Genomic DNA, 20431 nt, shown 5'->3' with positions numbered 1-20431 from the left:
GAGTGTACAAAGCTATGTCTAATTATAAGAAGTTAAATCAAGTAATTGAAAAAAAAGAGGAATTAATATCGCTTGTTAAGCAGTATGGATTCACTCATGAAAAGGTAATTTGTTATAGTAGAGAATTAGATTTATTACTAGATGACTTGATGAAATCTAATAGAAATAATAAATAAATAAAATTTATATAAAAAAAATATAAAATATAAATTTTTAAGATATTTTTAAAATAAAAAGCACTCTCCTACTTATAGGTGAGTGCTTTTTTATCTTAATTTGATTTATTTGGTGAGGGATTTTTAATTGCTAAAAACTTATGCGTGATAAATCTCACAACATAAATGAACATATAATTTTACAATATAGTATGTAAGTTGATGGGAGGCTTTCGTTTTGACAAATCGTGATTATAATAAAAACCCATTTATTGTAATATGGGAGTTAACAAGAGCATGTGAATTAAAATGTCTACATTGTCGTGCCGAAGCTCAGCATTATCGCGATCCTTTTGAGTTAACATTAGAAGAAGGAAAAAAACTAATTGATGATATATATGAAATGGATAATCCGATGCTAGTTTTTACTGGTGGGGATCCATTAATGCGTTCGGATATATATGATATTGCTGAATACGCAGTGAAGAAAGGTATTCGGGTTTCCATGACACCCAGTGCTACTCCAAAGGTTACTAAAGAAGCGATTAAAAAAGCAAAAGATGTTGGGATTGCTAGATGGGCATTTAGTATAGATGGACCAACAGCTGAAGTACACGATCATTTTAGAGGAACAGAGGGATCATTTAAATTAACAATGGATGCAATTCATCATTTAAATGAATTAAAAATCCCTATTCAAATTAATACAGTTGTGTCTAATTATAATTTGAGTGTACTTAAAGATATCGCAAATTTAGTAGAAGAATTAGGTTGTGTGTTGTGGAGTGTATTTTTCTTAGTCCCAACAGGACGTGGTAAAGAGAAAGATATGATTTCACCAATTCAACATGAAAGAGTGTTCCGCTGGCTATATCAGCTTAGTAAAACTGTTTCTTTTGATATAAAAACCACAGCTGCTCAGCACTATAGACGCGTTGTTCTTCAAGAAAAAATGAAGGGAATTAAAAAGATAGATCAAATTATTCAATATAGAGATGTACTGATGGAAGGGATGACGGACGGAGTTAATGAATTTGGACGCGCTCCAAAAGGAGTAAATGATGGAAATGGAGTTGTATTTATTTCTCATATTGGAGATGTATACCCAAGTGGGCTATTGCCGATTAAAACCGGGAATATTAAATCAACACCGATAGCTGAAATTTATCGAAACTCTCCTGTTTTTCAAAGTCTTCGTAATCCAGACAATTATAAAGGCAAATGCGGTGTTTGTGAGTTTCGATATGTTTGTGGGGGATCTCGTTCTAGGGCATTTGCGATGACGGGGGATTACATGGAAAGCGAACCTTTTTGTGTATATGTTCCAAGAGCATTGCAAAAAAAGTGTAAGAATTGAGCATATCCCTCTTTTATAACCTGTTTTTATAAATTGTCTTATTGTATATTTCCAGTATTTATGAGCAGATACTTTCCGCTCATAAATACTGGGTTAGTGATGACTAATAATTGAAAAAAAGCAAGGGAATTATACTTATTTTAGGCGTATAATACGTTGATTTGAGCTTCCGCGAAATGGAAGAGTCAAATCTCTTTTTTGGATTTCAAATCTTCCATCAACTAAAACATCTCCATAATGTAACAGCTCAATCATATCTTTGTTTTGTGAGTTTTGTATCTCTTCTAGTGTATAGCCAGTGTAAATCCAAAGATTTTTGTTTAAACTTTTTACAGCCTTTGCAACTTCTTTGACCTCGATAGCTTGAAAAAATGGGTCACCACCTGAAAATGTTACATCAGTTAGAGGATTTGTGGAAATTTCTTTTATAATTTCTTTCACACTCATCTCGGTACCATTATAAAGATTCCATGATTTGGGGTTATGGCAACCTAAACAATGATGCGGACAACCGGCAAAAAACACAACTGTCCGTAATCCTTCACCATCTACTACACTATCATGAATAATATTCATTACCTTCATTTATGTTTCACACGATCTGCTTCTTCACTACGCTTTGCATTGTTCCATTTTGACATGTCCCCTACAAGATATCCAGTAATACGGCGAATTCTTTCAATATGATGATCTTCTATATTTCCACAGCTAGGGCACTCATTTTCAATCACTCCATTATAGTCACAACATTTACAACGATCCACTGGGTGATTAATTGAACCATATCCTACTTCATACTGTGCCATTGCTTGAACAATTTGTTTTAAAGCCATTTGATTATGCGCTGCCGCCCCATCTAGTTCAATATACGTAATATGACCACCGTTACAAAGAGCATGAAACGGTCCTTCTAAACGTATTTTATTAATTGCTTGAATAGGATAATAAACTGGAATATGAAATGAATTTGTATAGTAATCATGATCGGTTACACCTGTAATAGTTCCAAACTCAGCACAATCCTTTTTGATAAACTTCCCTGATAGTCCCTCGGCAGGAGTTGCAATTAAAGTGAAATTCAAGCAATGTTCTTCTGTTGCTTGGTCCATCTTATTTCTCATAAAGGTAACAATTTCTTTTCCAAGTTGCCATGAATCTTTATCTTCCCCATGGTGTTTTCCTGTTAAGGCAACCAAGCATTCCGCAAGTCCAATAAAACCAAGGCTCAATGTTCCTTGCTTTAAAATCTCAGTAACTGAGTCTTCCGGTTGGAGTTTTTCTCCATTGCGCCAAATCCCTTGTGAATATAGGAATTGAAAGTCTCTTGCCTTTTTTGTGCATTGATATGAATATCTTTCTAGCAATTGACGAATGCCAAGTTTGATATAATGATTTAACGATTCGAAAAATCCCTCTTTTGAATCATTCATTAAAGCCAATTTTACTAGATTAATAGAGGTAAATGATAGATTTCCCCTGCCAATTGCTGTCTCCTCACCATGAATATTAGACATCACACGAGTACGACAACCCATATAACATACTTCACTTTCTGGGTGCCCATTATAATACGCTGCATTAAATGGCGCATCTAAAAATGAAAAGTTAGGGAACAATCGCTTTGCTGTTGTTTCTAATGCAAGTTCAAATAAATCATAATTTGGATCTTTTTCTTCAAAATTCACACCTTTTTTTAACTTGAAAATTTGAATGGGGAAAATAGGAGTTTCACTTTTTCCTAATCCCGCTTGTGTTGCCTGTAGTAATTGTTTAATTAATAGCCTTCCTTCCTTTGATGTATCTGTTCCGTAATTAATTGAAATAAACGGAACTTGTCCACCACCACGGCTATGCATACTATTGGAATTATGAATAAATGCTTCACATGCTTGATATGTATCGTTTTCTGTTTCTTTCCATGCAAACACTTCGATTTGTTCCTTTGTTAGCGGATAGTCTTTTAACTTTTTCTTATTTTTTTCAAATGTTTTCCTCACATATGGTGCTAAATCTATATCAAACATGGCAAGAGATTGCCCACCATGCTGCATATTTTGATTAGCTTGAAGAATAATAGACGAGAGTGCTAATGCACTTTTAATATCTTGTGGTTGTCTCATATGGCCATGTCCAGTGTGGAACCCTTTTTTTAGCAATTGTGCTAAAGGAATTTGTGAACAAGTGGTTGTTCCTGTTGCATAAAAATCTAAATCGTGTGGGTATAAAATATTTTGATTAATAGCTTGTTTTACTTGTTTAGAAAGCAAATGTTCCTTTACATAAAGTTTTGCGCTCTCTGATGCAAATGTTCCCATCATTCCCATTGGAGATCGACCATCAACATTTGCATTTTCTTGCATTAAGTCTTGATCGTTACTGTTTATAATTTTATCAAAAGTTGTCCATAAAGTATTTTTTTGCTGTTTTACATTGTCTGAGTTGTTCATAAAATTCACTCCTGCTCAATATATAGTATCTAACATCGATAAATAATACTATATACAGTGCGTTTCTGCAATGGTACTAATAAATGAAGTATGTAATCTTTTCTGTTTAGAAGAGACTAAATCTAGAAGTATATCGTATTACCTTGCTCATAAAAAATAAAAAGATATAGAATGATTCAATTATTTATAGATAAAAATTCTTTTGTTTTAGGTTCAAAGAGTGAGGATATGAATAGAGAGTAAAAACACACTGAACAATGTTTTATTTTATCATTTTAGCCAAGAAGACTCCTTCCTCAAGGAGCGTGAAGGGTCACAGCACAGTGAGTAGATGGGAGATGAATTGTTCGACATATAGAAAGTGTTACTCCACTATCTATCGAATATACGTTCGGTGTATAATGGTCATATACCGAAATGGAGGTGAATGAAATGATGATTAATAAAGCCTATAAGTTTCGTATCTATCCAAATCAAGCACAAGCAATTCTAATCAACAAAACGATTGGTTGTTCTCGCTTTGTATTCAATCATTTCCTATCCTTATGGGATCACGCATACAAAGAGACAGGAAAAGGCTTGACCTATGGTACATGCTCTGCCAAACTACCTGCCATGAAGAAAGAGTTTGTTTGGCTAAAAGAAGTGGATAGTATTGCGATTCAGTCGTCTGTCCGCAACCTTGCGGATGCCTATACACGCTTTTTCAAAAAACAAAACAGCGCCCCGCGCTTTAAATCTAAGAAAAACAACGTACAATCTTATACCACAAAACAAACAAATGAAAACATTGCTGTTATAGAAAACAAAATTAAATTGCCAAAACTAGGGCTTGTTCGATTTGCCAAAAGTAGTGAAGTAAAGGGACGTATTGTAAATGCTACAGTTAGACGGAACCCTTCTGGTAGATATTTTGTGTCATTGTTAGTTGAAACAGAAGTACAAGAACTTCCGAAAACAAATTCTTACATTGGAATAGATGTAGGACTAAAAGATTTCGCTATTTTGTCAGATGGAAGACCCTATAAAAATCCGAAGTTTTTCCGATCATTAGAAGCTAAGTTGGCGAAAGCACAGCGTGTTCTTTCTAGAAGAATGAAAGGATCTTCTCGCTGGAATAAGCAACGAGTAAAGGTAGCTAGAATTCATGAATACATTTCAAATGCTAGAAAAGATTACTTAGACAAAATCTCAACTGAAATCATCAAAAACCACGATGTTATCGGTATTGAGAATTTGCAAGTATCGAATATGTTAAAGAATCATAAGTTAGCAAAAGCAATTAGTGAAGTGTCTTGGTCGCAATTTCGATACATGTTAGAATACAAAGCAAAATGGTACGGCAAACAAGTCATTGTCGTATCGAAAACATTTGCTTCCAGCCAATTATGTTCTTGTTGTGGATATCAGAACAAAGACGTTAAAAATCTAAACCTACGTGAATGGGACTGTCCTTCTTGTCGTACACACCATGATAGGGATATTAACGCAAGTATCAATATAAAAAATGAAGCGATAAGGCTTCTAACCGCAAGGACTGCGGGGTTAGCCTAATCAACTAGAGTTCGATAGAACTCTTTACTTAGGAATCCCTCACTTCTAAACGAAGTGAAAGTGGGGGTAGTTCAAAAAATAAAAGGTATAAAAATAAAATGCAGTGATTTCACTCACAGTATTTTTTTAAAACATGGTTTATCTTATAAGAGAAGAGTGAGTATGAGAAATTCATTATATTTTACTATTTGGGATGGGTATTCCCTAAATTGGTGGAGTATGATTACCAGTGGGGGGGATTCTCTCACTGGTAAAGTTTTTTATCTATAAATTTAATGATATACATGCTAATTCTTATCATTCTTACGTAACATTTTGATAAAAAATTAAATGTGAGGTGCGGAAGAATGAAGTTAATTATTCCAAAGCAGCATGGAGCCTGGGGAATGCTGCTTATTCCATTTGTTTTAGGTATTTTAACTGGTAAATGGACATGGTATCATATACCTCTTTTTTTAGCGTGGTTTTTTGTGTATTTAGCTACATATCCCTTATTAATGTATGTAAAACAGCCGCGAAAGAAGTATTATTTGTATTATTTTTTTCTGTACTTTGGTGAGGCTTGTATATGTACAGCTATTGCTCTTAGTTATGAATGGCGTATAGTTTACTTTTCTATTATTATGCTCCCGTTTTTTTGTATAAACATTTATTTTTCTAGCAAAAAAAATGAACGAGCCTTATTAAATGATGTATGTGCAATTCTTTTGTTTTGTATAGGGGGCATTATAAGTTATTACTTCACAATGAAAACAGTCGATAAAAATATATTGATAATAGCGACTATAACATTTTTATATTTTATAGGAAGTACGTTTTATGTAAAAACAATGATACGTGAAAAAAAGAATCCAACGTATCGCATTCTGTCATGGTGGTACCATCTATTACTTGTGATTGTTACACTTATTTTATCACCAACGATTACCATTATTTTTATCCCAAGTTTGATACGGTCTATAGTACTGTATGGAAGGAATATTTCAATCTTAAAAGTGGGGATTTTAGAGAGTATAAATGCTATTTACGTTTTTATTACAACAATAATAGTATTTAAATATTTTGTCTCGTAAAGACTAATAATGATTCATATTGTTTATGTTATATTCATATATTAATTTGTTTGGATTAATTGTTGTATTAATGTTTTCTCCAATCCTGGATGTAGAAAGGAATGTATAAATAATGACTTTTTACCAAAAATTAATGCCGTATTATGATGAAATTTTTCCAGAAAATGAAAAACAATTGAATTTTATTGCTTCATATTTACAAGAGGGGGACTCCGTAATTGATGTAGGTGCGGCAACAGGGAATGTGGCTAATGCATTAGTTGAAAAAGGAATGATTGTAACTGCGATGGAACCAGAGAAGAAAATGGCTGATAAAATTTCTGAGAAGGCTATAGCCCATAAGGGAAGACTTTTTGTAAATACACTTAGAATGCAGCAAATAGACGATGTGCCTGGGATATTTGATGGTATTTATTGTATTGGAAATACGTTGGTTCATTTGGACAATGTACAGGAAATTACTGATTTCATTCAACGTTCTTTTAAAAAACTTAAGAAAAATGGAAAGTTCATAGTTCAAATTGTAAACTATGAAAAAGTATTAAATCAAAAAAATTTCATATTTCCAGTAATTACGAAAGAACATTTCTCATTCAAACGAGATTATGCAATAGTGAGAAAAAAGGTACTATTTACTGTAACATTAAATACAAATGGTGAAGAATTCTCAAATAGTATAGAGTTATATCCAATTACAAAAAAACAATTACTTCCCATATTAATAGATTGTGGATTTGAGTCAGTAGAAACTTACGCTAATTTTGATAAAAAAATATATTCACTTGATGGTCCGGCATTAGTAATTGTAGCAACAAAATAAATTTTAAAAACACCTGAGTAGAAAGCTGTTACTCAGGTGTTTTTTTATTAATTTTTTTAAAATGTGATTCTAGTCCTCTTTTAATTATAAAAAAGTTTATATAATTCAGTGGTAAATCGAATCTGATTGAGGAGGAATTGAGTTATATGGGCAAAGAAATTCAGTTAACTAAAGATATATATTGGGTAGGAAAAGTTGATAATAGAGAAGTTCCATTTCATCGTTTAATCTTAGCAAAAGGAACAACTTATAACGCGTACTTGCTAAAAACGGAAAAACCAACAGTGATCGATACAGTTGATATAGAGTTTGGAAGAGAATTTGTAGAATCATTAAGTAAATTAATTGATCCACAAGAAATTCAGTATATCGTAGTGAATCATACAGAACCCGACCATTCAGGGGGATTGGCAGCATTAGCATCAAGAGCTACTAATGCAACGATTGTATGTACAGAAATTGCAGTACCAGAAATACAAGAGATGTATAAACTGCATAATCGAAAGTTTTTAGTAGTAAAAGACGGTGATACATTAGATATTGGTGGAAAAACATTGAAATTTAAAGAAACGCCATACCTTCATACTGAAGAAACAATGATTACCTACTGTGTAGAGGATAAAATTTTATTTCCTTGTGATATTTTTAGTACTCATATAGCAAATGACGAGATTTTCAGTGATAAAGCGAATGTAGATATTACGGAAGACTTTATTGGTTATTATAATGCCATTATCCATCCACATAGAAGATATGTAAGAACATTAATAGAAGCTCTAAAAGATTTGGATGTACAAATGATTGCACCATCTCATGGCTACATTTTACGTCAGGATATACAGAAGTATATTAAATTATATGCGGATATGAGTAGAGATACGAATCAAGATAAGAAAGTAACAATTGTATATACAACAATTAAAAATAATACAAAAAAAGTGGCAAATATTATTAAAGAAACTTTAGAAGCAGATAATATTCATGTAACAGTATTTAACGCTGATAAATCAAAAAAATTAGAGGTTTTAAAGAGTATCCAAGAAGCAGATGCAGTCTTCATAGGATCTTCAACTAGATATGCAGATATAATTGGTAATTTAGAAGACATTTTAAAAGAAATCACAGAAATGAACCTAGAAGGGAAAATTGCAGCTTCATTCGGTTCATATGGTTGGAGTGGAGAGGCAATTGAAGTGATACAAGATTACCTCAATGAAACAAATATGAATGTACAAAGCACATCAAAAGTTATCAAATCTACAGGTATGACTCATGTTGAATTTCCTATTCGGATTAGATTCTCTCCAAGAGATGAGGAGAAAGTAAAAAAAATCCAACATGCAACAACATTTGTTACAGATTTATTATTGAGTTCTATTTAATAGAAAAATGGAGGTGAAAACATGGAAAAGAATTTTGTTATTATTGGGAGTGGTGTAGCGGCTGTAAATGCCGCTAAAACTATTAGAGAGTATGATAAAGGATCAAATATATTTATTTTTGGTGAGGAGCCATCACTACCTTATAAAAGAATTAAATTATCAAAGGATCTGTATTCAGATTTACACAGTGAAAAAGTGTTAATTAAAAAGAAAAAGTGGTATCAAGATAATCACATATCAGTTTTTATAAACACAAAGGTGGTAAAAATTAATACAGATGAGCAATTTATTGTTACATCCAATGAAGCGGTATTTTCTTATCATAAACTATTAATTTGTACAGGAGCGAATAATAGAAGATTAGAGATAAATGGAATTAATAAAAAAAATATTTTTACTATTAGAGACATGAAAGAAGCAGATGAGCTTAAAGGTCATTTAGAGGACAAAGAAAGTGTTGTGACCATTGGTGGGGGTGTACAAGGGTTAGAAACAGCATGGTCTATTCTGAAAGCTGGTAAAAAGGTATCCATTGTAGAAGTAGCTCCTTTATTAATGAGAAGACAATTAGATACAAAATCTTCGCTTCTCTTGAAACGAAGAATTGAAAAGGAAGGAGTAAAGGTGTATTTAAATACTTCTATTGATTCTATTCTCGGGAAAGAATCTGTAACTGGCATAAAGATGAACGACAATTCTCAAATTAATTGTGATAGTATTGTTTACTCAATTGGCGTTACTCCGAATACTAAACTTGTACATGATACGGCTATTAAATTAAATAGAGGAATTGTTGTGGATGAGGAGATGAGAACAAATATAGACTCCGTATACGCCGCGGGAGATGTTGCAGAAGTAAATAATGAAATTGAAGGCTTATGGGGGACTGCCTTGGAACAAGGCAGAGTAGCAGGTAGTAATATGGTCTCTAAAACTGCTATTTATAAAAAAGAAATTCCAACCACTATTTTTAACGCATTCAATGTATCTTTATTTTCAATTGGAGTTGTTAATGAAGAGCAATGTGATACAACAATTGTTGAAGAAGACGGTAAGGAGAAGTATACAAGGTTATTTATTAAGGATAATAAAATAGTCGGTGTGATTTCATTAGAAGGAGTTGCTGCATCTATTTCTTACAAATCTGCGATTGAAAAGCATGTGTCGTTAGAAGGAATAGATTTATTAAATACAAACATAAGTGAAATAATGAACAAGTTAAAAGAAAAAATATAAATCTGTACAAAAAGGAGAGGAAATCATGAAAAAATACATTTGTTTACCATGTGGATATATATATAACCCAGAGGTAGGGGATCCAGATGAGGATATAGAACCAGGAACAAGTTTCGAAGATTTACCAGAGGACTGGGTTTGTCCTGTGTGCGGAGAAGATAAAAATCATTTTGCACCACTAGATGAATAAGAAGGAAAAAACAATGAGAATACTGCACAGTATTCTCATTGTTTTTTATATTTTTGAATGTGATTCTGGTCACAGAAATATTCTTAAAAAAATTCTATAATAATTATGTAGCAGATACTTATACCGATTCAGCCATTCTCGGTACACTCTATATGGCCCTGACACCACCCTTTCTCCTCAGGGCCATATTTTTCTATGCCATATCAAAATATGTTTATGAAGATAGTGTATATCACTGTCTTCATAAACATATAGTTGTGATTTGGGTCACTGCAATATTTGATAAAAATGTCTATAATAACCTTGGATATCAGTATATTTTTAATTCTATAGTTAAAGTAAGGTGAGAAAGTATGGACGATAATCATAAAAAATCAAGAGAGCTTTGCCCAAGAAAAGTACTAATTTTTAAGACCCTTTCCGAAGAGGAAATTAGTAATATAGCTTCAATGACAAAACATAGGAAGTTTAAAAAGGGTCAGCCATTAATTCTTGAGGGAGATAAATCAGATACATTATTTATTATTAATAGTGGACAAGTAAAGCTATGTACATTAACTCTTCAAGGGAAAGAGCAAATATTGCATATACTAACAAGTGGTGAATCCTTTTGTGAATTAAATATATTTAATTATGATGAAAAAAGTAATTTTAGTGCGTATGCTATAGAAGATACTCATATCTGTATGCTAAAAAAAGAAAATATGGATTATATAATGGAACGAAATCCAAGTATTGCATTAAAGTTGTTAAAAGTTGTCACAAAACGTTTAGCTAAGATAGAGAATTTAGTGCAAAATTTAGCGACAAACAATCCTGAAGTTAGAATTGCTCATATACTATTGGAGTTTTGTGATAAATATGGCAAAAGTACAGAGGATGGAATACTTATTAACTTGCCATTGACACGAGAGGAATTGGCAAATTATGCGGGGGTAACAAGAGAGACTATTAGTCGTAAATTGAATAAGTTTGAAAGTTTAGGGCTCATGGCCTCTGTTGGAAATAAGAAAATAATAATAAAAAATCAGTTAGCTATTAGAAGACTTATCAGTTTCTGACAAAAGACCCCTTTCTCAGAATATAAAAGAGGAGTTATTACAAATTAGTAAGTATTTTAATTATATGAATTCTTAAAATTATTATATATGAGTAAATCACAAAAAGGGAATATGTGTTACCAATCGGTTTAATTGATAAGGTATGGATTTTTTGAGCCGCAAAATATCACATGCCTTATAATCAAACTTAAAAAATAAATTTCAAATTATTTTATCTTATATTTTTGATTTATGCGAGGGACACACCTTAGGTACCACTCCAATGGTATAGGTGTGTCCTTTAATTTTATATAATTAAATAACGTTAGTGATTCTCGTGTAAACTAGGGATTATTATATAATAATTATATAATGAGAAATTAGTAATTTAAAGTTTATCTCAAATCTTATAGCTCTGTGTTTTTTTAAGGAATGATAGTTAGGGCTTGTCTGCCTAATTGAACCCATGCTTCTTCAAAATCCTTCTTATCAATTCTTTTATTTTTTTCCGTATCTAATGGATCATTAATGTATACATATTGATCGGTGTATCCAGTTAGTAAAACACTATGTTGACGGTATGTAACCTGTCTCTCACCCATATTTGTTTTCCAAGTACGAAATTCATAATCAGGTAGTTTGCGAAAGCTCGCGTTTGTTAAAATCCAAACAGGGTGTTCTTTATCAATTGCCTTATATAAATCCTCAGGATTACTTCCGGTTAAGTCTATAATACAATTCTCTGATATGTATAATTTGGCTAACTCTAAAATCGGCTTAATATGCACACCTAAACCAGGCATATCTATGTCATACATATCTCCAACAAATCCTTCGTCCATATTTCCCATAAATCCATTGTTTTGAAAAGGTACATATTTAATATTTTCAGCTAACTCTAATTTATCAACGGATAGACTGTTAAAATTTAAAAGCATTGCTAAACTTGTAACTTCGCATCCACGTTCTAATTCTGGATTTTGTAAAATCAAAGGGACTTCTAAAGGATTATTCTCTTTAGAAGATAGTTTTTTTTCATCAATTTTAACAAGTTTATCCATCTCATATGTTGTATTTTTAACGCTATTATTTTCACCTTTATGGACTAGAGTTATTATACATAATACCGTGCATAAAATAATTAATAGATAAATATTTTTGTGTCGTTGCATTTTAGTATGTCTCCTTAATTAAATTAATACTTTAATTTAATACGTAACGGGGTTGCAAATGTGTCAATATTACAGTGTTCTCTTTAACACGTTTTCAAAGGTTTAAAACTCTTCTTAAACAATTATTAAGAAGAGTTTTTTAGATAAAAGTTATAAAGAATTAGTTTTAATTAACTAAGAAATTATGCAAAAAGAGTATTTGTCTGTACATTTGTTATATGCTCGGCTAATACAGTAGCTTGTGCGTGGAGGGGGGCTGGAAATCCTAATGTAATACCATTGTGTTCAGTGCATTCACCAATTGCATAAATTAATTTATCATTTGTTTGCATATACTTATTAACAACTATGCCACGTTTAACATATAAGCCAGCTTTTTTTGCTAAATGTGTATTAGGTCGCCTACCAATAGGTATTACAATTAAATCGTATTTTTTAATAGTGCCATCTTCGAATTGGATCCCCTCTGCATAGTCTGTACCTAGGATTTTAACCGTGTTTTTTTCCATGAGAAATTGAATCCCTTTTGCTTTTAGCTTGTTACATAGTAATGAACAAGCCAAGATATCTTGTTTTGCCATTAAGTGTGAACTGAAATGAACTACGTGGACGTCTATTCCAAAATCAAATAATTTTTGTGCAATTTTTAGACCGAGCAGGCCATTGCCAATAATAATAGCTTTCTTTGCATGCTTCTTAATATTTAATAGAAATTGGATTTCTTCAGTTGTTCTAAGTTTATTTACTCCAAATAATTGCAGTCCTTTAACGGGAAAAATAAAAGCAGTAGATCCTATTGCAATGATGAGTTTATCGTAGAAAACAATACGGCGTTTATCTGTCACAATGACCTCGTCCTCACGATCAATTTCTATTACCTTTTCGTTTGTAAAAAGCTTAATATTATGTTGTTTGTACCAATCATATTGCTTTTGCATTCTATTTTTAATATCTAATTTTAATGAGATAGTGTTTATTTGATTGTAGAGAGGATAGAGTTCATCACTGAAAATAGAAATGCTATACATATTAGGATTTTGTATTAAAATCTGTTCAATACAGCGTAAACTAGATATACTATTACCGATTATTACTAAGCGTTTTCGTTTTCTCATATCAATTTCTCCTTTTTGATTGTGAAGTATTGAGCAATGATGTTTGCTCATATTATATCAATTTTAAAAAAAGAGTGCTTGATATGTAGTTTATTTTAAAATATGTCACAAATTATCTTTATTCGAGTATTGGGATACAAATTGGATTCCATTAAATTCATAGGTTAGAGCCAAATTTTTAACGAATTTCCCGAAAGAATTCTCCTTCCACAAGCGTGTGAAGGGCGTAGCCAAAAGGTTTTCCTTTTTATTTTACCTCTGATATAATCAGTCTTATAAATTATAAAGGCTGGTATATAAATGAAATTAGATAGTAATAATCATTCAGTATTCTTGTTATATTATCACCTTGTGTTGGTTGTGAAATACAGAAAAAATGTATTTGATGATGATATGTCAGACTATGCAAAAGATATGTTTGTTCGACTATCTGAAAACTATAACATCACGTTAGTTGAATGGAATCATGATGTAGACCACGTTCATATTTTGTTCAAGGCACATCCTAATACAGAAATGACAAAATTCATTAATGCTTATAAAAGTGCAAGTTCTCGACTTATTAAAAGAGACTTTCCACAAGTGAAAAAGAAACTTTGGAAAGAGATGTTTTGGGCAAGAAGTTTTTGCTTGCTAACTACTGGTGGTTCGCCAATAGACGTAGTAAAAACATATATTGAAAATCAAAGTGAAAAGTGAGGTGAAATGATATGACAAAGCAGAATAAAGCATATAAATTCCGTATGTATCCAACAGAAGACCAAGCACATCTTATGCGTAAAACCTTCGGTTGTGTACGTTTCGTGTATAACAGAATGTTAGCTGAACGGAAAGAAGCGTATGAAAAACATAAAGATGATAAGGATCAACTAAAGAAACAAAAGCTTCCCACTCCTGCAAAATACAAAGCAGAATTTGAGTGGTTAAAAGAAGTTGATTCATTAGCTTTGGCAAATGCTCAACTAAACTTGCAAACTGCCTATAAAAATTTCTTTCGTGGTCAAAATGACTTCCCAACATTCAAAAGCAAAAAAGACAGAAAGTCTTATACAACGAATGTAGTGAACGGAAATATTATGTTGCTTAATGGTCATATCAAATTGCCAAAACTGAAAATGGTACGTATCAAACAGCATAGAGAAATACCACAAGACCATATAATCAAGTCATGTACGATTTCTATGACACCTACTGGTAAATACTATGTGTCCATTTTGACTGAATACGAAAAAGAGATCGTACAAAGAGAAGTAGAAACAGTTGTTGGATTAGACTTTGCGATGGATCAATTATACGTCAGTTCTGAGGATGAGAGAGCCAATTATCCTAAGTTCTATCGTGAAATGTTAGACCGATTAGCAAAGGCGCAACGAGTATTATCAAGACGTACAAAAGGTTCAGGGCGTTGGAATAAACAACGTATCCGTGTAGCTAAGCTGCATGAAAAAGTAGCAAACCAACGTAAGAACTTCCTTCATCATAAGTCTAAAGAGTTAGCTACTCATTTTGATGTTGTAGCTATTGAAGATCTAAATATGAAGGGAATATCGCAAGCATTTCATTTTGGAAAAAGCGTCGCTGATAATGCTTGGGGTATGTTCACTTCTTTCTTAGCTTACAAACTAAATGAACAAGGCAAACAGCTTGTGAAAATAGACAAATGGTTTCCTTCCACAAAAACATGTAGCAGTTGTGGAAATGTGAAAAATATGTCATTGTCTGAGCGAGTCTATTCTTGTATATGCGGTGTAAATCTCGATAGAGATTATAACGCAGCTATCAATATCAAAAATGAAGCAATACGCCTATTGGCGTTAGCATAGATAGCAATAAAATAACCCTTGGAACAAGGGAGTTAGCTCGGCTGTCTTAGGACGAATTCGTTAGCTACCAAAAGTAACGACTAACCGAGAAGCCCCCACTTCAAACAGTCCGTTAGGACGTTAAGTGGCGGGTAGTTCACATTACGTACAGTTGTTTTATATGAAATGGTTCTGCAATATTTGTATCATCTATGCGAACAATATAATGCATTAAGGGCTAAAGGGAATTTTCATCCGCTCCTACTAATTCCTCAATTTATCTTAAATTTCCTATGTATTTATCCATTTAATAAAGGGAATGGCAAGTTAGCAATAATATTAATTCAATGGTTATTAATTGAAAGTGGATTTACATTTGTAAAATATACATGTATAGATAAATATTTCAAAGAATATGAATCAGATTATTATGATGCTCTGTATAAATCTGCAGCTCACTGGTATCAAGGCGATCATAACGTAGTTTTCTGGATGAAAAATTTTTTAGATATTGTTTTAGTTGCATATAAAGAATTGAATTATGTAATAAAAAATTGTATTAGCACTCATACTAAAAGAAAAAGAATTGAAAAATACATAGACAGACAAGATAATCCTTTTACTAAAGAAAATATTCGAAACATGTATCCAGACATAAGTGAAAGTACTATAAATAAAACATTACACGCTTTAAATTCACAGGGATACATTAAATTAGTTTCTAAAGGTAGAAATGCAACATGGATAAAGCATAAATTAACTTAGGGTAAAGAACTAGAACACTGGCAAATAATAAACAAGGAGAACCCAAAAAGGGTTCTCCTTGTTTATTATTTGTTAGACTAATGTATCTCTTAGAAGGATAAAGAAGTAAAATAGACTATTTATTAATTGCAATCTAATCATAAAATTTTGTATCACATCTTTAAGAAAGACTGATCTACTCGTTATGATTTTCTAAACCAAATTGTCCCTTTTTACGCATAGTGTAATAAATAGGGAGGCCGAGTGCAGTTAGACCTATTCCACATAAAGCTAGCAGAGGTTGGGTGAATAAGGTATTAATAACAATGAACAATCCGCCAATAATAGCAACTAATGGTATAAAAGGATACAATGGAACTTTATAAGGTCGCACAAGTTCGGGTTCCCTTTTTCGTAAGATGAATACAGCAAGGAATGTCATTGTGTAGAATATCCATATTACAAATACCAACATATCAGTAAGAGTATTGAATCCGCCGACGGCCATCATAATAATTGAAATAAATAGCATAAATAGACCAGAATTATAAGGGACCCGACTAGTTTTAGATAATGTAGCAAACCATTTACTAAATGGTAGTTTGTTCTCAATAGCCATGGCATAAGGAATTCGCATTCCTGTCATAATATAACCATTAATCGTTCCAAATACGGAAATTAAAATGCCAATGGTAACTAGTTTGCCTCCCATAGCTCCAAAAAGAATTGTAGCTACTTGAGAAGCGGGTGTATCAGTACCTGCGAGCGATGTTGCAGACATGACCATTAGAAACGCGACATTAATTAATAAATAAACAACCATTACTGTTGATAATCCTAATACGATTGCTTTAGGCAAGTCTTTTTTAGGGTTTTTCATTTCTCCAGCAATATTGCCTACATGAATCCATCCATCATAGGCGAACATTGTTGCGAGTAAACCAGATCCAAGGGCAGATATCATAGATTTGTTCGGCCCTGCCTCAATTGGAAAAAGCTGAAAAGTAACGTCACTTTTGTGTAGTAATCCAAAAATAATAATCAATGCTAATGGAACCAATTTGCATATAGTCGAAGCCATTTGGATTCCACCAGCTGCTTTAGCTCCTAAAAAGTTCATAAGAGTTACAAATGTTGCTGTGATAATTGCAATTGCGATAATTAGTATTTTGTGTTCATTAACATTTAGGCCAAATAAACTAACCGTTTGTGTCCCGAAAATAATAGCAAGAGCTGCAATATTTGCAGGGAAGTATATGACAGTTTGTGCCCAGCCAAGCAAGAAAGCAGTTAAGTTTCCATAAGTCCTCTTTAAATATGCCATCATTCCCCCCGTTTCAGGAATAGCGGCAGATAGTTCAGCAGCAGTTAGTCCTGCGCAAACGGTCAAGATACCACCAATTACCCATGCAAGTAATCCTAGGCTAGCTGTTCCTGTTACTCCATATAATGCAGTGGGCTTGAAAAATACTCCGGCGCCGATAACGGTACCAATAACTGTGGTTAATGCTGCAAAGAAACCAATATCCTTTTTTAGTTGTTGTTGTGACAAAATAATCACTCCCAATTAGAAAAATATATAAATTCTCTTATGAATTCTTTATCCTGTTTGTTAAATTATTTGATAGTATATCCTGTATCCATACAAATAGCCGCCCCTCATCCTTACCAGCTAGAGAATTTGAATACATTTCAGATACTAAATAAAAAAGAAATTAAACGTATAAGTAAAGAAAGTTTAATTTCGCCTCAAATCATGTGAAAATTTTCACATGATTTGAGGCGAGTAAAATTCCATGAATTATACATTAAAAGAAATTCTTTAATTTAACCCGAAACATGAAGTTAAAAACGAGATTTCTTTTATATGAATAATAAGAATAAATGAGGTATTTTAATATTTTGATATAGTAAAATGGTAAATCGAAATTCAAAAGAGAAGATATATTCTTGTGAAGAATATCACAAAGTGTTGAGGGGTTCAATCATATTTTCGATATAAAATATAGAAAATCAACTAAATAAAACATTTTGTGAAATGTTTCACAAAATTGTTGACCTCTTATTTTTACTAATGGTATCTTGTAGGTGCAATCCAATGTTATAAATTAAATTATATTTGAAAAATATTGTAAGGGTGAATATTTAGAATCTTATTTTTATCTGACAATAATTAATTTAATTTATAACTCACTCTAAAAAAGGATGTGTAGATATGAAAATTGGTGTAGTGAAAGAGATAAAAAAAGGGGAAGCTCGTGTAGGGATGACTCCAGAAAATGTTCAAAAATTAGTTTCAGCTGGAAATGAAGTTTTAGTACAAAAAGATGCTGGATTAGGTTCTGGTTATACAAATGATGAATATATAAATGCAGGAGCAAGCATAGTAAATCAAGGCCAGGCATGGGATGTTGATATGGTAGTAAAGGTAAAAGAACCACTACCTGCAGAATACCATTACTTTAAAAAGGATCTAATCGTTTGGGGATTTTTACATCTGGCTGCGTCGAAAGAGTGTGTAGAAGCAATGAGAAATGCTGGTACTACTGCGATTGCTGGTGAAACTATTAGTGAGGATGGAAATTTAGCATTATTAAAACCTATGAGTGCAATTGCTGGAAGACGTGCTGTATTTATGGGAGCATATTATTTAGAAAAACAACATCAAGGAGAGGGGATTTTATTATCAGGTATTGAGGGAATCCCAGCCGGAAAAGTTGTAATCCTAGGTGGAGGGAATGCTGCAACTAATGCCTGTGATATGGCAATTGGAATTGGATGTAGTGTTACAATCCTAGAGGTTAATCAAGAAAGAATTGCATATTTAAGAAAGCAATACGCAACAGAAGAAGTAAATATAATTGAATCTAATACTGAAAATCTAGAGCGAACGATTAAAGAAGCAGATTTATTTATTTCAACAATTTTAATACCAGGATCTCGCCCTCCTAAAATTGTTAAAGAGTATATGGTTCAATCTATGAAGCCAGGAAGTGTCATTGTGGATATCGCAATAGATCAAGGTGGTACAGTAGAAACTATTGATCATTATACAACTCATGATAATCCTGTATTTATTAAACATGACGTAATTCATTATGCAGTACCAAATATGCCTGGTGCCACCCCACGTACTTCAACTATGGCGTTGGCAAATGGAAATATTGAGTATTTATTAGCAATTTCTAAAGATGGATTAGAAATTGCAATTCAAAATAAATCATCATTAGCATCTGGGGTAAATGTATATAAAGGTATTATTACCTACGAAAATTTAGGTATGACGCTAGGTTTGGACTTTAAAGAATTGAAAGAAGTGTTAGTATGATTACCAAAAACGTATTGTTAGATATCACTGACATTAAAAAAGCCAAAGAAATTCTTGATGTAAATGCCCGAAAAACACCTTTGGTTAAATCTTTCTATTTAACTAGTAAAGCGGGTGGAGAAATTTATTTAAAGCTGGAAAACATGCAGTTAACGGGTTCATTCAAATTTCGTGGTGCATTTAATAAAATTTCCCAACTAACAAATGAAGAGAAAGAACGTGGTGTAATCGCTTGTTCAGCTGGAAATCATGCACAAGGTGTTGCATTATCTTCCCATTTACTAGGAATTAAAAGTAAAATTGTGATGCCAACCTCTGCACCGCAAGCTAAAGTGGATGCGACGAGAGGATATGGTTCTGAAGTTATTTTATACGGTGATACATTTGATGATGCAAAAGCGAAGTGTGAAGAGATTATAAAAGAAACAGGCGAAACATACCTACATCCATATGATGATGTAGAAGTAATGGCTGGCCAAGGGACAATTGGGTTAGATATTCTGGATGATATGTGGGATGTTGATACTGTTATTGTACCTATTGGTGGAGGAGGAATTATTTCAGGAATTGCTGTAGCGCTGAAATCATTTAATCCTTCCATTAATATTATTGGGGTTCAAGCAGATAATGTTCATGGAATGAAAGCTTCTTATGATGCGGGGAGAATTTTAGAACACTATGAAGCACCAACAATAGCGGATGGTTGTGCGGTAAAAATACCAGGGAATTTAACTTTTGAAATTGTAAAAGACCTAGTAGATGATATTGTAACTGTATCGGAAGAAGAATTAGAAGTAGCAATGAAAGACTTACTGCAACGCGGAAAAGCTGTCGTAGAAGGCGCGGGAGCATTAGCCACAGCCGCTCTTCTAGCAGGCAAAGTTGATAAATATGTACAGGGTAAAAAAGTAGTAGCGGTTATTTCAGGTGGCAATGTGGATTTAAAACGTATTTCAAGTGTATGTGAGCATTTCTTTGTTGCCAATGAGGTAAAATAACGATTGAATAATCTTATA

19 protein-coding genes are annotated in these 20431 nt (G+C 32.6%); 14 read left to right on the top strand and 5 right to left on the bottom strand.

All coding sequences use genetic code 11. The annotated features are described in order from the left end of the window. The first annotated feature begins 14 nt into the window (after positions 1 to 14). Positions 15 to 176 (top strand): Spo0E family sporulation regulatory protein-aspartic acid phosphatase, encoded by a 162-nt coding sequence (locus tag ACTFRY_RS24540; RefSeq protein ID WP_002099070.1) that lies wholly within the window; start codon positions 15 to 17, stop codon positions 174 to 176. A 217-nt stretch (positions 177 to 393) separates the two neighbouring features. Beyond that, entirely contained in the window at positions 394 to 1512 is a 1119-nt protein-coding gene (locus ACTFRY_RS24535; protein WP_098537039.1) for a TIGR04053 family radical SAM/SPASM domain-containing protein, read from the top strand. A gap of 135 nt (positions 1513 to 1647) precedes the next feature. On the opposite strand, the gene nrdG is transcribed toward ACTFRY_RS24535, so the two are convergent. Further along, positions 1648 to 2097 (bottom strand): anaerobic ribonucleoside-triphosphate reductase activating protein, encoded by a 450-nt coding sequence (gene nrdG, locus ACTFRY_RS24530; RefSeq protein WP_000867052.1) that lies wholly within the window; start codon positions 2095 to 2097, stop codon positions 1648 to 1650. Further along, on the bottom strand, positions 2094 to 3959 hold the full coding sequence (locus ACTFRY_RS24525; protein WP_137074025.1) for an anaerobic ribonucleoside triphosphate reductase: 1866 nt from the start codon (positions 3957 to 3959) through the stop codon (positions 2094 to 2096). The genes nrdG and ACTFRY_RS24525 overlap by 4 nt, the downstream gene beginning before the upstream one ends. A gap of 435 nt (positions 3960 to 4394) precedes the next feature. On the opposite strand from ACTFRY_RS24525, the gene tnpB reads away from it, so the two are divergent. From tnpB to ACTFRY_RS24490, 7 genes are all read left to right on the top strand, one after another. Continuing rightward, a complete protein-coding gene (gene tnpB / locus ACTFRY_RS24520; RefSeq protein ID WP_326037749.1) occupies positions 4395 to 5513 on the top strand; it encodes an IS200/IS605 family element RNA-guided endonuclease TnpB in 1119 nt (372 codons plus the stop codon). A 347-nt stretch (positions 5514 to 5860) separates the two neighbouring features. After that, positions 5861 to 6586 carry a YwiC-like family protein gene (locus tag ACTFRY_RS24515; RefSeq protein ID WP_000766863.1) on the top strand — a complete coding sequence of 242 codons (726 nt, stop codon included), beginning with the start codon at positions 5861 to 5863 and terminating at the stop codon, positions 6584 to 6586. Positions 6587 to 6698: 112 nt separating this feature from the next. Continuing rightward, on the top strand, positions 6699 to 7406 hold the full coding sequence (locus tag ACTFRY_RS24510; RefSeq protein ID WP_000145189.1) for a class I SAM-dependent methyltransferase: 708 nt from the start codon (positions 6699 to 6701) through the stop codon (positions 7404 to 7406). Between the two features lie 146 nt (positions 7407 to 7552). Beyond that, complete coding sequence (locus tag ACTFRY_RS24505) at positions 7553 to 8788, top strand: FprA family A-type flavoprotein (protein ID WP_000513994.1); 1236 nt, start codon at positions 7553 to 7555, stop codon at positions 8786 to 8788. A 21-nt stretch (positions 8789 to 8809) separates the two neighbouring features. Beyond that, positions 8810 to 10024 (top strand): NAD(P)/FAD-dependent oxidoreductase, encoded by a 1215-nt coding sequence (locus ACTFRY_RS24500; RefSeq protein WP_050822663.1) that lies wholly within the window; start codon positions 8810 to 8812, stop codon positions 10022 to 10024. Positions 10025 to 10049: 25 nt separating this feature from the next. Further along, entirely contained in the window at positions 10050 to 10214 is a 165-nt protein-coding gene (gene rd / locus ACTFRY_RS24495) for a rubredoxin (RefSeq protein ID WP_000759867.1), read from the top strand. A gap of 353 nt (positions 10215 to 10567) precedes the next feature. Beyond that, entirely contained in the window at positions 10568 to 11275 is a 708-nt protein-coding gene (locus ACTFRY_RS24490; protein ID WP_000342564.1) for a Crp/Fnr family transcriptional regulator, read from the top strand. 404 nt (positions 11276 to 11679) lie between these two features. Here ACTFRY_RS24490 and ACTFRY_RS24485 read toward each other — a convergent pair whose 3' ends face one another. Beyond that, positions 11680 to 12426 (bottom strand): C39 family peptidase, encoded by a 747-nt coding sequence (locus tag ACTFRY_RS24485; protein WP_050822662.1) that lies wholly within the window; start codon positions 12424 to 12426, stop codon positions 11680 to 11682. A gap of 182 nt (positions 12427 to 12608) precedes the next feature. Then, positions 12609 to 13541: an FAD-dependent oxidoreductase gene (locus ACTFRY_RS24480; protein WP_070861318.1), complete on the bottom strand. Its 933-nt coding sequence runs from the start codon at positions 13539 to 13541 to the stop codon at positions 12609 to 12611. 300 nt (positions 13542 to 13841) lie between these two features. Between ACTFRY_RS24480 and tnpA the strand changes: the two genes are divergently transcribed. The 3 genes from tnpA to ACTFRY_RS24465 all read left to right on the top strand — a co-directional run bounded on the left by tnpA (position 13842) and on the right by ACTFRY_RS24465 (position 16108). Further along, complete coding sequence (gene tnpA / locus ACTFRY_RS24475) at positions 13842 to 14240, top strand: IS200/IS605 family transposase (RefSeq protein WP_369622718.1); 399 nt, start codon at positions 13842 to 13844, stop codon at positions 14238 to 14240. Positions 14241 to 14251: 11 nt separating this feature from the next. Then, positions 14252 to 15364 (top strand): RNA-guided endonuclease TnpB family protein, encoded by a 1113-nt coding sequence (locus ACTFRY_RS24470; RefSeq protein WP_369622719.1) that lies wholly within the window; start codon positions 14252 to 14254, stop codon positions 15362 to 15364. Positions 15365 to 15529: 165 nt separating this feature from the next. Further along, positions 15530 to 16108 carry a Fic family protein gene (locus ACTFRY_RS24465; RefSeq protein WP_241675162.1) on the top strand — a complete coding sequence of 193 codons (579 nt, stop codon included), beginning with the start codon at positions 15530 to 15532 and terminating at the stop codon, positions 16106 to 16108. A 175-nt stretch (positions 16109 to 16283) separates the two neighbouring features. Here ACTFRY_RS24465 and ACTFRY_RS24460 read toward each other — a convergent pair whose 3' ends face one another. After that, positions 16284 to 17639, bottom strand: a complete 1356-nt coding sequence (locus ACTFRY_RS24460; RefSeq protein ID WP_000082756.1) for an APC family permease — start codon at positions 17637 to 17639, stop codon at positions 16284 to 16286. Positions 17640 to 18302: 663 nt separating this feature from the next. Between ACTFRY_RS24460 and ald the strand changes: the two genes are divergently transcribed. Together ald and tdcB are read left to right on the top strand one after the other, a co-directional pair. Continuing rightward, positions 18303 to 19415 carry an alanine dehydrogenase gene (gene ald / locus ACTFRY_RS24455; RefSeq protein ID WP_000690460.1) on the top strand — a complete coding sequence of 371 codons (1113 nt, stop codon included), beginning with the start codon at positions 18303 to 18305 and terminating at the stop codon, positions 19413 to 19415. Next, entirely contained in the window at positions 19412 to 20413 is a 1002-nt protein-coding gene (gene tdcB, locus ACTFRY_RS24450) for a bifunctional threonine ammonia-lyase/L-serine ammonia-lyase TdcB (RefSeq protein ID WP_000628977.1), read from the top strand. Before ald ends, tdcB begins: the two co-directional genes overlap by 4 nt. Positions 20414 to 20431 lie beyond the last annotated feature (18 nt).

This window comes from Bacillus cereus group sp. MYBK195-1 (genome assembly GCF_051916605.1).
Classification (GTDB): domain Bacteria; phylum Bacillota; class Bacilli; order Bacillales; family Bacillaceae_G; genus Bacillus_A; species Bacillus_A cereus.
This window is presented reverse-complemented; position numbering and strand designations above follow the sequence as displayed.